The 14021-nt window shown below is 56.9% G+C and carries 13 protein-coding genes, 2 pseudogenes and 1 riboswitch; of the genes and pseudogenes, 6 read left to right on the top strand and 9 right to left on the bottom strand.

Annotated elements, in window-relative coordinates; translation table 11 throughout:
• Window positions 1–336: 336 nt before the first annotated feature.
• Both rsgA and ACIQ0R_RS06095 read right to left on the bottom strand, forming a co-directional pair.
• Entirely contained in the window at window positions 337–1299 is a 963-nt protein-coding gene (gene rsgA, locus ACIQ0R_RS06100; RefSeq protein ID WP_395824962.1) for a ribosome small subunit-dependent GTPase A, read from the bottom strand.
• Window positions 1292–2563 (bottom strand): M48 family metallopeptidase, encoded by a 1272-nt coding sequence (locus tag ACIQ0R_RS06095; protein WP_395824959.1) that lies wholly within the window; start codon window positions 2561–2563, stop codon window positions 1292–1294. Before ACIQ0R_RS06095 ends, rsgA begins: the two co-directional genes overlap by 8 nt.
• A gap of 207 nt (window positions 2564–2770) precedes the next feature.
• Between ACIQ0R_RS06095 and orn the strand changes: the two genes are divergently transcribed.
• On the top strand, window positions 2771–3373 hold the full coding sequence (orn, locus tag ACIQ0R_RS06090; RefSeq protein ID WP_395824956.1) for an oligoribonuclease: 603 nt from the start codon (window positions 2771–2773) through the stop codon (window positions 3371–3373).
• 49 nt (window positions 3374–3422) lie between these two features.
• Here the strand turns inward: orn and ACIQ0R_RS06085 are convergent, their stop codons facing one another.
• Together ACIQ0R_RS06085 and ACIQ0R_RS06080 are read right to left on the bottom strand one after the other, a co-directional pair.
• Complete coding sequence (locus tag ACIQ0R_RS06085) at window positions 3423–4121, bottom strand: UPF0149 family protein (protein ID WP_395824953.1); 699 nt, start codon at window positions 4119–4121, stop codon at window positions 3423–3425.
• Window positions 4122–4208: 87 nt separating this feature from the next.
• Window positions 4209–5081 carry a DNA ligase gene (locus tag ACIQ0R_RS06080; protein ID WP_395824950.1) on the bottom strand — a complete coding sequence of 291 codons (873 nt, stop codon included), beginning with the start codon at window positions 5079–5081 and terminating at the stop codon, window positions 4209–4211.
• 84 nt (window positions 5082–5165) lie between these two features.
• On the opposite strand from ACIQ0R_RS06080, the gene ACIQ0R_RS06075 reads away from it, so the two are divergent.
• Complete coding sequence (locus ACIQ0R_RS06075; RefSeq protein WP_395824946.1) at window positions 5166–6194, top strand: serine/threonine protein kinase; 1029 nt, start codon at window positions 5166–5168, stop codon at window positions 6192–6194.
• A gap of 30 nt (window positions 6195–6224) precedes the next feature.
• Here the strand turns inward: ACIQ0R_RS06075 and ACIQ0R_RS06070 are convergent, their stop codons facing one another.
• Window positions 6225–6557, bottom strand: a complete 333-nt coding sequence (locus ACIQ0R_RS06070) for a DMT family transporter (protein ID WP_395824965.1) — start codon at window positions 6555–6557, stop codon at window positions 6225–6227.
• Window positions 6558–6617: 60 nt separating this feature from the next.
• Window positions 6618–7514 carry a LysR family transcriptional regulator gene (locus tag ACIQ0R_RS06065; RefSeq protein WP_395824943.1) on the bottom strand — a complete coding sequence of 299 codons (897 nt, stop codon included), beginning with the start codon at window positions 7512–7514 and terminating at the stop codon, window positions 6618–6620.
• A 148-nt stretch (window positions 7515–7662) separates the two neighbouring features.
• Here ACIQ0R_RS06065 and hmgA point away from each other — a divergent pair.
• Together hmgA and fahA are read left to right on the top strand one after the other, a co-directional pair.
• Window positions 7663–8974, top strand: a pseudogene (gene hmgA / locus ACIQ0R_RS06060) (homogentisate 1,2-dioxygenase).
• Window positions 8932–10269, top strand: a complete 1338-nt coding sequence (fahA, locus tag ACIQ0R_RS06055) for a fumarylacetoacetase (RefSeq protein ID WP_395824940.1) — start codon at window positions 8932–8934, stop codon at window positions 10267–10269. Before hmgA ends, fahA begins: the two are co-directional and overlap by 43 nt.
• A 278-nt stretch (window positions 10270–10547) precedes the next feature.
• On the opposite strand, the gene ACIQ0R_RS06050 is transcribed toward fahA, so the two are convergent.
• The 3 genes from ACIQ0R_RS06050 to ACIQ0R_RS06040 form a co-directional block, all read right to left on the bottom strand.
• Complete coding sequence (locus ACIQ0R_RS06050) at window positions 10548–11612, bottom strand: purine-nucleoside phosphorylase (RefSeq protein WP_395824937.1); 1065 nt, start codon at window positions 11610–11612, stop codon at window positions 10548–10550.
• A gap of 143 nt (window positions 11613–11755) precedes the next feature.
• Window positions 11756–12658: a lipid A hydroxylase LpxO gene (gene lpxO / locus ACIQ0R_RS06045; protein ID WP_395824934.1), complete on the bottom strand. Its 903-nt coding sequence runs from the start codon at window positions 12656–12658 to the stop codon at window positions 11756–11758.
• On the bottom strand, window positions 12655–12786 hold the full coding sequence (locus tag ACIQ0R_RS06040; protein WP_395824931.1) for a hypothetical protein: 132 nt from the start codon (window positions 12784–12786) through the stop codon (window positions 12655–12657). The genes lpxO and ACIQ0R_RS06040 overlap by 4 nt, the downstream gene beginning before the upstream one ends.
• Before the next feature lie 337 nt (window positions 12787–13123).
• On the opposite strand from ACIQ0R_RS06040, the pseudogene ACIQ0R_RS06035 reads away from it, so the two are divergent.
• A pseudogene (locus ACIQ0R_RS06035) lies at window positions 13124–13422 on the top strand (transposase); the annotation flags it as partial.
• 52 nt (window positions 13423–13474) lie between these two features.
• Complete coding sequence (locus ACIQ0R_RS06030) at window positions 13475–13621, top strand: hypothetical protein (RefSeq protein WP_395824929.1); 147 nt, start codon at window positions 13475–13477, stop codon at window positions 13619–13621.
• Window positions 13622–13740: 119 nt separating this feature from the next.
• Window positions 13741–13917: riboswitch (yybP-ykoY riboswitch) on the top strand.
• Window positions 13918–14021: the final 104 nt, after the last annotated feature.

Here is a 14021-nt window from a genome sequence, read left to right as displayed (position 1 = left end):
TCCACAGTGCATCTTCCACGATCGGTTTGCCCATCTCTTCTTCAGCCTTATCTATATCAATGCCGAAGAGTAGCAGCTTGCCGGAAAAGTTAACAGCCCCTTCGGGCCTTTATGAAACCGTCTCTTAATCAAATCAAGCGCCGTCACCCAGCACTTTTGGGGGAAAAACACAAAATCTCCGTCATCTCAGCCAACGGGCAGATCAACCTTACCTTTTGCACTGATGAAAATGCGGCCCCGCGCTTGCGGTAATGTCGGGGACGCCGAGTCGGGGACGCCCAGTCGGGGACGCCAAGTCGACGCCACCGAGGCGGCGTTAAGTCTGGCCGGCAGATATCAATACAGCTTCTGCGACGATTCATGCAGCAACTGCACGTAAAGCTGATGTCGCATCGGCGCGATCTTGTTTTCCTTGACGGCTTCCAGCACCGCACAGCTCGGCTCGATCAGGTGATGACAGTTGTAGAATTTGCACTTTCCCAGATAGGGCGTGAATTCGACGAAGGCCCGTTCCAACATGCCTTCGCTGAGTTGGTACAAGCCGAATTCCTGGAACCCCGGTGAATCGATGATATTGGCCGGATTGCCGTCCAGGCTTTGGTCGGCAGCGTCCATTTCGTACAGGCGCGTGAACGTGGTGGTGTGCTTGCCGGTATCGAGCGCGGCCGAAATTTCGCGCACGGCGATATCTGCATCCGGCACGATCAGGTTGATCAGCGACGATTTTCCCATGCCCGACTGACCGATCAGGATCGTCGATTGTCCCGCCAGCAGCGGTTGCAGCGTGGCGCAGGTTTGCTCAGGAAAGGCGCGCGCCGAGACTTCATGCACCGGATAACCGAGGCTGGCATACAGTGTCAAACGCTGTCGGGTCTTCTCCAGCGCGTCGACGATATCGGTCTTGTTGAGCACGATGCGGGCTTTGACACCGGCGGCTTCGGCGGCTACCAACGCACGTGAAATCAGGTCGTCGGCAAAGCCCGGCTCGGTCGCAACTACGATGAATAATTGCGTGACGTTGGCGGCCAGCAGCTTGGATTTGTATTGATCGGAGCGGTACAGCAGGCTTTCGCGCTGGTCGATGGCCTCGATCACGCCTTGGTTGGGCGAGGTCAGCTTCAGCTTGACACGATCGCCCACCGCGACATCGCTTTTCTTGCCGCGTGTGACGCACTGCAATTTGAGGGAGGCGTCGCCGACCCGGGCTTGCACCAGATAATGGCGGCCGTGGGCGGCGATCACCAGGCCGTTGCAGTGCTCTTGATGGCCTGGTTTGGCGCCTTTGTTGTGCTCAACCATGGGCAGCCGTCAGTTTGTTGATGCGAACGGCGGCGGGCGGGTGCGAATCGTAGAAAGCGGAGTGCAATGGATCCGGGGTCAGGGTCGACGCATTGTCCTCGTACAGCTTGACCAGCGCGCTCACCAGATCGTTGGCGTCGGTATGTCTGGCAGCAAAGGCATCGGCTTCGAATTCATGTTTGCGCGAGCTGATCGACGACAGCGGCGCCAGCAAGAAAGTAAAGATCGGCAGCGCCAGCATGAACAAGATCAGTGCCATCGCGTTATTGTTGCTGAGGTCGTCCAACAGCAGCGGATTGACGCCCAAACCGGTGTAAAACCAGACCTGCTGTTTCAGGTAGCCGAGCAACGCCATGAACGCTAGCGAAATGGCAAACATCACAACGATGCGCTTGACGATATGCTTGAGTTTGAAATGGCCCAGCTCGTGCGCCAGCACCGCTTCGATTTCCTGCGGCGCCAGACGCGCCAGCAATGTATCGAAGAAAACGATGCGCTTGCCGGCGCCGAAGCCGGAGAAATACGCATTGCCGTGGGCGCTGCGCTTGGAGCCGTCCATCACGAACAAGCCCTTGGAAGCAAAGCCGACCCGTTTCATTAAGCCTTCGATGCGGTCACGCAGGCTGTCGTCGGTCAGTGGCGTAAACTTGTTGAACAGCGGCGCAATGACGGTCGGGTAGAGCACCAGCATCAGTAATTGGAAACCACTAAACACCAGCCATGCGTAAAACCACCAAAGATCGCCGGATTTCGCCATCAACTGCAACACCACCCACACCAGCGGCAGGCCGATGGCGGCACCGATCAAGGTGTTTTTCAGCATGTCGGTAAAAAACAGCTTGAGCGTCATCTTGTTGAAGCCGAAACGCGCTTCCAGCACGAATTGCTTGTAATAGTCCAGCGGCAGGTCGATCAAGCCCGAAATCGCCACGAACGCCACCAACAGACCCAACTGATAGCGCATGCCGGGGCCGCTCCAGTGAAATATGATGTTGGAAAGTAATTGCAATCCGCCCAGCAGGGTGAAGCCGATCAGGACAACGGTGCTGATCGGCATCGAGAACATGCTGAATTTGGTTTTGGCGACGGTATAGTCGGCAGCCCGCTGATGTGCGGTCAGCGGGATTTTTTCGGCGAATTCGGCGGGTACTGCGCTGCGGTGCGCCAGCACATGACGAATCTGGCGCGAACCCAGCCAGAAACGCACGGCCACGCTGATTGCCAGGAAAATTACGAACAAAACTGAAAATGCAAATGCAGACATGTCGTCCCTATATGAGAAAATAGCAGCCATCGGCGCCTCAGATAACCTGCGGGGCGTCCCAATCTCTGGTAGGCGCTCGTTGTCAATGCAAATACAACGGCGCATCTCGACCCCAGCTTGGGGCTGCCCGCTGCGTTTCTCGGGGGCGCTTTACGGCAATTTGAATTGAAATGCCGCAAAACTGCTTAAATAACTAAGAGAACAATTATGTCACAAGCCACCGATATCTCCGTTAATCCCGTTGCGGCAGTTAATGCTGCGCCGGCGCGTCCCAATGAGTTCAACCTGATCTGGGTCGACATGGAAATGACCGGGCTTAACCCGGACAGCGACCGCATCATTGAGGTCGCCGTGGTGGTGACCGATGCGCAACTGAACATCCTGGCGGAAGGTCCGGTGTTTACGATTCATCAGCCGGATGAGATCATGGATGGCATGGATGCCTGGAATAAGGGTACGCATGGACGCTCGGGTTTGATTGAAAAAGTCAAAGCGTCGACCGTGACGGAAAGCGATGCCGAATTGGCATTGATCGAGTTTCTGAAAAAATACGTGCCGAGCGGTAAATCACCAATGTGCGGCAACACCATTTGCCAGGATCGTCGCTTCATGGCGCGCGGCATGCCGAAGCTGGAAGCTTTTTTCCACTATCGCAACCTGGACGTCTCGACATTGAAGGAACTGTGCCGCCGCTGGAAGCCTGAGCTGGCGAGCGGCTTCAAGAAGCATCAGAAGCATACTGCGCTGGCCGACATCATAGAATCGATTGAGGAGTTGCGTTACTACCGCGAGCATTTCATCAAGGAATGATGGCAATCTGATCAAAACGGGACATGCATGAAGCCATGTCCCGTTTTGATCAGTCTTCTGCTTTATTGAGGCCGCAGCACTTCTTGTATTTTTTGCCGCTGCCGCAACTGCAATCATCGTTACGGCCGATCTTCGGTGTTTCGCGTTGGATCGTGGTGACAGCCGATTTACGGTGCGGCAGCCAGTAACGGTAAATCTCTGGAATCGCCGCCTTAACCTCGACCGCCAGTTTGTGACGCTGTATCGGATCTTCGCGCAGCGCCATTTCCTCTTCTTCCAATTCTTCCGCGTCGAGCAGGTAAATCGGCCTTACCACTGACGCCAGATTGGAGTGCCAGATCGGCTCCCAAGCCTTGGCCCGCAGGTTGATGCCTTCCCAGAAACCCCAGGCCCAGGCTTCGCCGTCGAGCAGGTTTTTGCCTTCGTGCTCGTACTCGCAGAACAACGGTTCGTATTCTTTCGGGGCAACTTCGAGCGTGACCGCGATTTCGTTCATGTAGCGGGCGATCAGGCCGACGATTTTTTCGTATTCCTTGTCCGATTTGAATTTTGGCGCGTCCTTCAGCGACGGCCCCCACACGTGCGGCAGCCATTCGCCCAGCAAGACTTGCTCCGGACCGATCACCAGCGCTGTCAGATAGCCGTGCAGGGTATCCATCGTCATGCTGTCTTCAGCACAACGATCGGACAATAAAAAGTCGTCCAGTTCGTCAAATTCTTTGTCTGATAGGGGTTCGTCGAGATTCATGGTGATAACCGCTTAAAAAATGGGGGATACAGATTTTATGATTGAAATAGCCCCAACCAGCAAAATATCTCACCCGACAGAGCGATTCTACTGCTGATATTCCCGCATGAAGCTGGCGAAACGCGGTATGCCGCTTGGATTCAAGCCCCTGAAGCGATACGTTATCAAACTACCCAGTGCCGGCGGCTGGCGGCGTTGGTCATCGTTGAAGCCGCTGCCCAGCTTAAAGCGCAAGCCTTGCGGTGTTTCCACTACTAACGCGCCCATCATGCCTTGATATTTTCCTTTGCCAGGCAGGTAAGCGACGACAGTCGCTTCGGCATCTTCATGGGTTTTCAGCTTGAGCAGGTCGTCGTTGCGCAGCCCCTGGTAAAACGAAGCTCCGCGATGCAGCATCAACACCTCGCCGCCCTGGCTGACGGTGCGTTCCAGTATCCGTTGTAACGTGGCGTGATTGCTGATCTTGGTTTGTGCGACGGCCTCTACCCACGGCGCCTTGAGCTTTGGAATCAAGTCTTGCAGGGTTTTCAGGCGTTGGTTAAAGGTGCCGCCATGCGCCGGCAGATCGAATACCATGAAGCGCATGCCGCGCCAGGCGCTGTCGTCTGGGGTCTCGCGACGGGTGGTGGAAACTGCCAGATTGAATTGCTCGCGTCCGGCCCATAGCTCGCCATCCATCGGCGTCGCCGGCCAGCCGGCGGTGAACCAGTGCGGGGCAATCACAGGCTGACCGCCGCGCGTCAGCAACTGCTTGCCATCCCAATATCCGCGCACGCCGTCATATTTTTCACTGACCCAGTAATCTGCAAGCCGGATTCCCGGATGGTAGGAATTGGCCAGCATCAATGGTGGCGCATTATCGGCAGCACTGGTGGCTGGCGACATCAGCCAAAGCACGGCGCTGAACGCGAGTGTCGCGCAAAGGTACGTGGGGGATCGCGTTATAGAGTATTTTTTCATGGCTGCCGCTCCGGTCGAGAATGATAGTGTTGTGAAAGCTATCATTTGGACTTGCGCGGCATCTATTGGCATTTCCACCTGATTATGGATAAACAAGTCGCGGGCGCTTACAATGCCGGGATGACTACTCCGCCTCCTGCATCATTCTCGACCTTGACCCCCGATACCGTACTGGACGCGCTCGACAGCATCGGCCTGCATGGCGACGGCCGTCTGTTGGCGCTCAATAGCTACGAAAACCGGGTGTACCAGATCGGCATGGAGGAAGGGCCACCGCTGGTCACCAAGTTCTATCGGCCCGGGCGTTGGAGCGATGCCGCGATCATGGAAGAGCACAGCTTCGTGCAGGAATTGGTGGAGCGCGAAATTCCGGTGGTGGTGGCCTGGGCCGCAGCGGATGGAAAAACGCTGCATCAATTCGACGGCTTCCGTTTTGCGGTATTTCCGCGCCACGGCGGCCGTTCGCCGGAACTGGAGGATGAGGCCACGCTGGAATGGTTGGGCCGATTTCTCGGGCGTATCCACGCCATCGGCGGTTTGAGCACTTTTCAGCACCGGCCGACGCTGGATATCGCCAGCTTTGGCGAGGAGCCTAGCGCGTTTTTATTGACTAACGGCTTCGTGCCGGAAGATTTGCTGGAGGCCTATCGCAGCACCGTTGCGCAAGCGCTGCTGGGGGTGCGCCGTTGCTTCGAGCGTGCCGGCAGCGTCGGCGCGTTGCGTTTGCATGGCGATTGTCACGGCAGCAATGTCTTGTGGACCGATGCCGGCCCGCATTTCGTCGATTTCGACGACAGCCGCATGGGGCCAGCGGTGCAGGATCTGTGGATGTTGTTGTCGGGCGAGCGCAAGGACATGGTGCGGCAGATGGGCGCATTGTTGGCCGGCTACGAAGATTTTTGCGATTTCGATACGCGTGAGTTGTATCTGATCGAAGCACTGCGCACCTTGCGCCTGATCCACTATGCGGCGTGGATCGCGCGCCGCTGGGACGACCCGGCTTTCGCCGTGGCCTTCCCATGGTTCAATACGCAGCGTTACTGGCAGGATCGGGTGCTGGAATTGCGTGAACAAATCGCGCTCATGGATGAGCCGCCTTTGTGGCAGAGCTGAGTCAGGTGCCAGTCAGGCATGCGCCGGGAGTTAATGCGGCAACGATTTCGAAAAGATATTCATCACCAGCACGCCTGAGACAATCAGGCCGATGCCGATCAATGCCGCCGCGTCCAGGCTCTGCTTCAACACCAGCCAGCCGACCAGGGCGATCAGCGCGATGCCGATACCTGACCACATCGCATACACGATGGCCACCGGCAAGGTGCGCAAGGTCAGTGACAGGAAATAGAATGCAATCAGGTAGCCGCTCACCACCACAATCGATGGTATTAATCGGGTGAATTCGGCACTGGCTTTCAACGCGCTCGTAGCGACTACTTCAGCGATAATGGCGATTATCAGATAGATCCAATGCATGATTTCTCCTAGTTAATGAAACGCAAAGATGCGCATCAAGATGCGCGTAAAAAAGGTACAACGTTAATCGAGCGCCGCGAACAGTTCTGTGACGAAATCGACAAACACTCTGACCTTGGCCGACAACTGATGGTTCTGATGATAGACCACCGATACCGGTGGCCCCGGCGTGGCCCAGTCGGGCAGTACCGCTACCAGGCGGCCATCGCGCATGTGTGGGTTCAGTGAAAGCGTCAACAACTGAATAATGCCGGCACCGCTGGCGGCCGCGTGGATCAGCGTTTCTGCGTGATTGATGGCGATCTTGCCGGGTGGCTCCCGACTCAATTGCTGCTTGCCCTTGCGGAAGGTCCACGGCACGTTCTGGCCGCTGTTCGGATGGATGAACGGCATACAGTGGAAATTGCTGAGTTCTTGCGGCGTGTTTGGAGTGCCATGCCGCGCCAGTAATTCGGGGGCGGCATGGCACAGGTTGCGGGTCTGGTAGATGCGGCGCGCCACCATGCTGGAATCCTTTAACTCACCGATGCGGATCCAGACATCGCCGCGGCCCTCCACCATATCGACCATGCGGTCGCCGACATTAAGCCGGATCGATAGCTCCGGATACATCGTGCTAAAGCGGGCCAGCGCCGGCGCCAGGTAAATGCGGGCGATCACGGTCGGCACATCGACCCGCAAAATTCCCTGCGGCGTCACGCGCCGGCCTTGCAGGCCCTCTTCCAGTTCCGTCATGTCGCCCAGCAGGCGCTGGGCCCGCTGGTAGCAACTGTGGCCGTCGTCGGTCACAGAAATCTTGCGGGTGGTGCGGTTGAGCAGGCGCACGCCGAAGTGCCGCTCCAGCGCCGCGATATGATTGGTGATCGTCGCGTTCGACATCTCCGGCTGTTCAGCGGCGCGGCTGAAGCTGTTTAATTCTACGACCTGGCAAAATATCCGCAATGATTCGAGACGATCCATGGCGATCATTTTATATTGTTTAATAAAGATAAAAAATGATTTTAATTTATGCCTATTTTTCTAATTCTTAAAAAGAATCATAATGTCCGAAAGCAGCATATCTTGTGCGCGCTACGATTGCACATCAGCGTCAGAATTTGAGCCAAGGATGAAACTGATGAAAAACACGCTACTCTATCAATCTGGTTTTTGCAACGACTTTGCCAGCGAGGCCTTGCCCGGCGCGCTGCCAGCAGCGCAGAACTCGCCGCAAAAAGCACCTTACGGCCTGTATGCAGAACAACTCTCCGGTACCGCCTTCACCGCACCGCGCGCACAACCGGCGCTCCTGGCTGTACCGGATTCGACCCGGCGCAATGCATCATGCATTTGAAAAAATCGAACATGCCCTGTTGCGCAGCGGTCCGTTCACCGACGCCGATACGCCGCCCAACCAGTTGCGCTGGAATCCGCTACCGCTGCCAGCCAATGACCGGCCCGTCGATTTCATTGATGGCATCGTCACTTTCGCCGGCAACGGTGATCCGGCCGCGCAAGCAGGGATTGCAATTCATCTTTACGCGGCGAATCGTTCGATGCATGAGCGCTTCTTCTACAACGCCGACGGCGAACTGCTGATCGTGCCGCAGCAGGGACGCTTGTTGGCCAGTACTGAAATGGGCCTGCTCGACATCAGGCCCGGCGAAATTCTGGTGATTCCACGTGGCGTGCGCTTTCGGATTGAACTGCCGGACGGTGTGGCGCGCGGCTACATCTGCGAAAACTACGGCGCGGCATTCCAGTTGCCGGAACTGGGGCCGATTGGCGCCAACGGCCTGGCCAATGCCCGTGATTTTCAGACGTCGGTTGCCGCCTACGAAGATCGTGAAGGGGAATTTCAGTTGCTAGCGAAATTCGGCGGCCGGCTGTGGGCCGCGCGCATCGACCATTCGCCACTGGATGTGGTGGCCTGGCATGGCAACTATGCCCCTTACAAATACGCTTTGAGCTTGTTCAACACCGTCAACACGGTCAGCTACGACCATCCCGATCCGTCAATCTTTACCGTGTTGACTGCGCCGTCCGATACTGCCGGCATCGCCAATGTCGATTTTGTGATTTTCCCGCCGCGCTGGATGGTTGCCGAACATACCTTCCGTCCGCCATGGTTCCACCGCAATGTCATGAGCGAATACATGGGCCTCATCCATGGCGCCTACGACGCCAAGGCCGATGGCTTTACTCCCGGCGGCGGTAGCCTGCACAATTGCATGAGCGGCCACGGGCCGGATGCCGCTACTTTCGACAAGGCATCCAATGCCACATTGGCGCCGCATCGTATCGACAATACAATGGCTTTCATGCTTGAAAGCCGCTACCTGATTCATTCGACGCCGTATGTACTGGCAACGCCGCAATTGCAGCGCGATTATCTGCAATGCTGGCACGGCCCGCAAAAGCATTTCAACGGTCAACCTTAATCAAAAAAGACACTATGCAAACCAACGATCCAGCGCTGACATCCGAATTGACTTCATTCATTCCGACCCGGCCGGAATCGCATTTCCCGATCCAGAACCTGCCGTTGGGTGTGTTTAGCACGGTCGCCGATCCGGCCCCGCGGGTCGGTGTGGCAATCAGCGATCAGATTCTGGATCTGGCGATACTGGCCGAGGCCGGGCTGTTGCAGGTCAAGCCGGCAATCTTTCGCCAGGCCAGCCTGAACGCCTTTATTGACCTTGGCCGTCCGATATGGCGCAGCACGCGCGCCGCCATCAGCGATCTGCTGCGCGCTGACAACCCGCAGTTGCGCGATAACCAGGTACTGCGCACCAAGGCTTTTGTCGCACAAGATCAGGCGACGCTGCATTTGCCGGTAGAGATTCCCGGCTATACCGATTTCTATTCATCCAAAGAACACGCCACCAACGTCGGGGCGATGTTCCGCGACCCGGCCAATGCGCTGCTGCCGAACTGGCTACATATCCCGATCGGCTACAACGGCCGCGCCAGTTCAGTGGTCGTCAGCGGCACGCCGGTGCGACGTCCCAACGGCCAGTTGAAATTGCCGGATGTCGAGGCACCGGTGTTTGGCGCTTGCCGCAAGCTTGATTTCGAGCTCGAAACCGGCTTCGTCATCGGCCAGCCGAATGCGCTGGGCGAGCCGATTGATATTACCAACGCCGAGCAGCATATTTTCGGTATGGTACTGCTCAACGACTGGAGCGCGCGCGATCTACAGCAATGGGAATATGTGCCGCTCGGTCCGTTCAACAGTAAATCATTCGCCACCTCGATTTCGCCGTGGGTAGTCAGCATGGATGCGCTCGAACCGTTCCGCGTTGCCAGCCCGCTGCAGCAACCGGAACCGTTGCCATACCTGAAGCAAGACGGCAAGAATGGTTATGACATCACGTTAGAAGTCTCGCTCAAGACAGCTCAGAGTACAACCCCGCAAACCATCTGTCGCACCAATTTCAAGACCATGTACTGGACCATGGTGCAACAGCTGGCGCATCACACGGTCTCCGGCTGCAATACCCGCATCGGCGATCTGATGGGTTCCGGTACGATTAGCGGCAGCACGCCTGGCAGCTACGGCAGCTTGCTGGAATTGACGTGGAACGGCAAGAATCCGCTGGTGCTGGCTGACGGCAGCCAGCGCACGTTTATCCAGGATGGCGATGAAGTGGCGATGACCGGCTGGTGCCAGGGCGATGGTTATCGGGTTGGCTTCGGTGCGGTCAGTGGCAAGGTAATGCCGGCGCGTGGTTGAGAAAAATGATTGCGTCATTGTCTTGAGCGCCGCCGGCGTGGTTTGCAGGGAGTAAATGGGTTGAGCTCCAGGCTTTTATGCTAACGGTAACGATCAGATCTGATGTGATCTGATCTGAAAACAAAACCAACGGCAATACACAACATTGCGCCGCCAGACATGCTCCGCTTACCGGGGTGAAAAAAGCCGCCCTGCGAGCCGCTGGCGAGGACAGTTGTTTTCTGACTCCTCTGAGTTTGTGGTCGTGTTTCGTGTGCTCGTATTTCTTGTGGTTGGATTTACCGGCGGGGCACGCCATTATGCCATTGACGCCAATGCGTCACGATATCCTGCACCAACGGATTCCCGGCGCGGTACAGATTCTCTGTCGCCGTTGCAAAGCCGCCCTGCTCGGCGTAGTGGAGAAGATTGTCGGCGCTGGTCTGGCCCTGATAGGGGCGATCGAAATCGGAACCGGTACGCAGCGCCGCCACCCGATTCAAGTCGACGCGCTTGATGCTAGAGGCCCGCTTCAGCGCTTCGACTGTGGCATTGTCTTCCTGCGCGGTCATGCAATACACGCCTTTGTTGTCTGTCACGATGTTGGTCCATTCCCTGGCGCGTTGGCCCAGCAGCGTACCGGACCACCAGGTATTGCTGGAAGCAATATCGCACTGGATCACGGCAGGTGGCTGGTTGGCCGGTGCGTAGCTAAAATTCGAGCGCGCCGCCTCGGCCTCGGCACTGTCGGCCAGCACCACGTTGCGTGATAATGCAAACGCCGCATCGGCCAATTCCGGATTCAGGTTGAATACTTCATTGCGATAATCTAGCGCCGGTTTCTGGCTCGGGTTCTTGGTGTTGATGTCAAGATAGCCGGAATTCCAGTCGGCGGGGATTTCGCGCGCGTCCAACTCCCACTGAATGCCGAAATCGACCAGGTATTTCGCCCACGCTGCAGAACCGGCCGTGCCGCGTGCCGGATCAACGCCGGCAATCCCCGAGATCAGAAAATAGGTGTGACGCAGGTCCAGGCGCGCTGAAAATGTCAGCGCCATGATCGACGCTGACGCATTCGCGTAGCCCATGCCGGTGGTGACGACGCAGACATCATGGCGGTTGCAGTGAACGTTTGGATAGTCCGGTGACAGACCGGCGATTGGCACGGTTTTCCAAGGGCCGAGGCGATCCAGCCAGACCTGGGCTTCGGGGCCTAACATGGTAATGATCATCACCTTGACCGGCCGGTTGTACCTGGCGGAGTCGGGCTGCGTGGCGCTACCGCTGTCTCGTGCGAACGACGGCAAGGCTGTGCCGGCGGCAAGCGATAAAAGAGCGGCAGAAATAATCGAGCGAATCATCACGGGCTTTCCTTATGGGCGAGAATTACTGTCTTGCGCTTCCACAATGCCACGCAAGTGGCATGCCAGACGCAAAAAAGCCGCACAAGGCGGCTTCGTCGTTACACCGCTCCCGGCACCTGCTGAACGCGGCCGGGGAGCATGGCTCAAAGATAAATGATGGCCAGCACCGCGCCGATGATGAGTCCGAACTTGATGCAGAGATAAAGCGGCTTACTGAATTTTTTCAGGCGGCGGCGATATTGGCCGGCCGCCCAGACGAAGCGGAACAGCTTGTTGATGCCGCCGGTTTCGTCGCCGGTTTCGTTTGGCGAGGCGGCCGCGCTCATCATGTGGCGTCCCAGCCAGCGATTGATCGCCTGCGCCCAGCGGTAGCGCATCGGCCGTTCGATGTCGCAGAAAATGATGATGCGGTTGGTGTCTGTGCCGTTTTGCGCCCAGTGGATGTAGGTTTCATCGAACACCACGCCATGCCCGTCGCGCCAGCTGTAGCGTTGCTGGTTGACCTCAATAAAGCAACGGTCGTCGTTCGGCGTCACCAGGCCGAGGTGATAGCGCAGCGAGCCGGCAAACGGGTCGCGGTGCGGATTGAGCGTGCCGCCCGGCGCCAGCTCGGCAAACATCGCCGCCTTGACGCTTGGGGTCCGGCGCAACAGCGCTACGGTCTTCGGGCAGAACTGTTCTGCCGACGGATGGCTGGCGTCGTACCATTTCAGGTAGAAGCGCTTCCAGCCCGCCTTGAAGAACGAGTTGAACCCGGCGTCGTCGTTCTTTTCCGCTGCACGGATTTTTTCCAGACCGATCAATCCCTTGGCCTCATCGCGGATGGTTTCCCAGTTGTCTTCCAAAATCTTCAGGTCGTTGAAGGTGCTGGTCGGCAGGTAAGGCGTGTTGGTAGGCACCTTGGAAAACAGGTACATGAAGATGTTCAGCGGCGCCATGATCGACGAATGGTCGAATAGCTGGCGGAAGAACGGCAGGCGCGCCTTGCCGCGAAAGTGGACGTATAACACTGACAAAAGAAAAATACTGACTACTGCCCATTTCATAAAAATGTGCTCCGTTTCAAAATAGCTTGGCCAGCGGCAAATGCGCGGCGTTCCTGTGGTGGAAAGAAGGAGGGAATAATGCCAAAAATCAGATAATCAGGCATTTTATCCCTTTTGCCGCCTTTCATCGCTAACTCGCATGGTTTGTTGGCGCACATAGGTGTAGACGGGGAAGAAAATAAGGCAATATTTTCGCTGCGCTGGCGGTCATTGCCGTTGCCGATATTGCGATGTTAAGGTTGTCGCTCCTTAGGACGTGTTGATGATCTCCTGAGCAGTATTGCCAGGCATGCTAAATGGACGAACGGTAGGCTGGTATTAATCCATCGCTCGCCGGTTTTCCATAAGCGGCGGTTCTTTTCAAGCCAGGCAAAGCAGCGCTCGACAAGCCAGCGCCGGGGGGGGGCTTTGTTGCATAAATCAATCCACCTGCCGCGCGAAAGCGCCATCAGGTAGCCTCGCGGCATGACCCAATCTGCTTCCCCGGGATACCGAACGACGAACTGGAAAGAGTACAACGCGGCGCTGAAGTCGCGTGGCTCGCTGTTGATCTGGCTGGATAAAGAGATGCGCTGGCAAGGCAGCGCGAGTGAGAGATGCGCTGGCACGGCAGCGCGGGTGGCAAGCGGGGTCGCAGGCCGAAGTTCAGCGATGCCGCGATCCAGTTCTGCCTGACGATCAAATGCCTGTTCAATCTGGCGCTGCGGCAAGCCATGCGGATGGCGCAAAGCCTGCTGAAGCTGGCGCGGCTGGACTGGCAGGTAGCGACGGAGGAAATGGAGCGCTTAGCATCGACGCAGCCTGGTTGAAACCAACATGCATGGTTTCAGGCTGCTCGGCGAACCGGTCATGGCGCATGACTTCGAGCGACAGGTCGTGGAGCTGCAAGTCCGTGCGGCCATCCTGAATCGCTCGACCCGCCTGGGTACGCCGATGGCCGAGTGCATGCCATCAATCCATTAGGGAAAAGGGGCGTTACGACCAGCAATTATTTTTGCAAAATAGCCGTTTTGCGGAAAAAAACAGGAATTGCGGAAATAAATTTCTTCAAAAATAACCCGCAAAGCCTTATGATGTCCGCTCCTTAGGGGAGTAGCCTTCTTCGATGCTTTCGAAGAGCGCATGTCAACATACTTGGCGCTTTATCAAATTTACGCCATGGCATGCGCGACCGCACGGTTTGGCAAGACCTATGGTGCATTGCTTTTCCCGGCCGGGCGAAGGCAGTGTGCCATTCGTCAGCGCCCGGCCCTCAGGATTCTTTATGAGCTTCCCTCGATTTTTCGTCTCCCAACAGGTGGCTTTTATGCCGCCTGTTTTTCCTGATGTTGCTCAGTGAGCCAGTCATCTAAATACTGGCAGG

The sequence above is a fragment of the Collimonas sp. genome (assembly GCF_044339385.1).
Taxonomy (GTDB): domain Bacteria; phylum Pseudomonadota; class Gammaproteobacteria; order Burkholderiales; family Burkholderiaceae_D; genus Collimonas.
The sequence above is the reverse complement of the archived record's forward strand: the minus strand, read 5'-3'. Positions and strand labels throughout refer to the sequence as shown.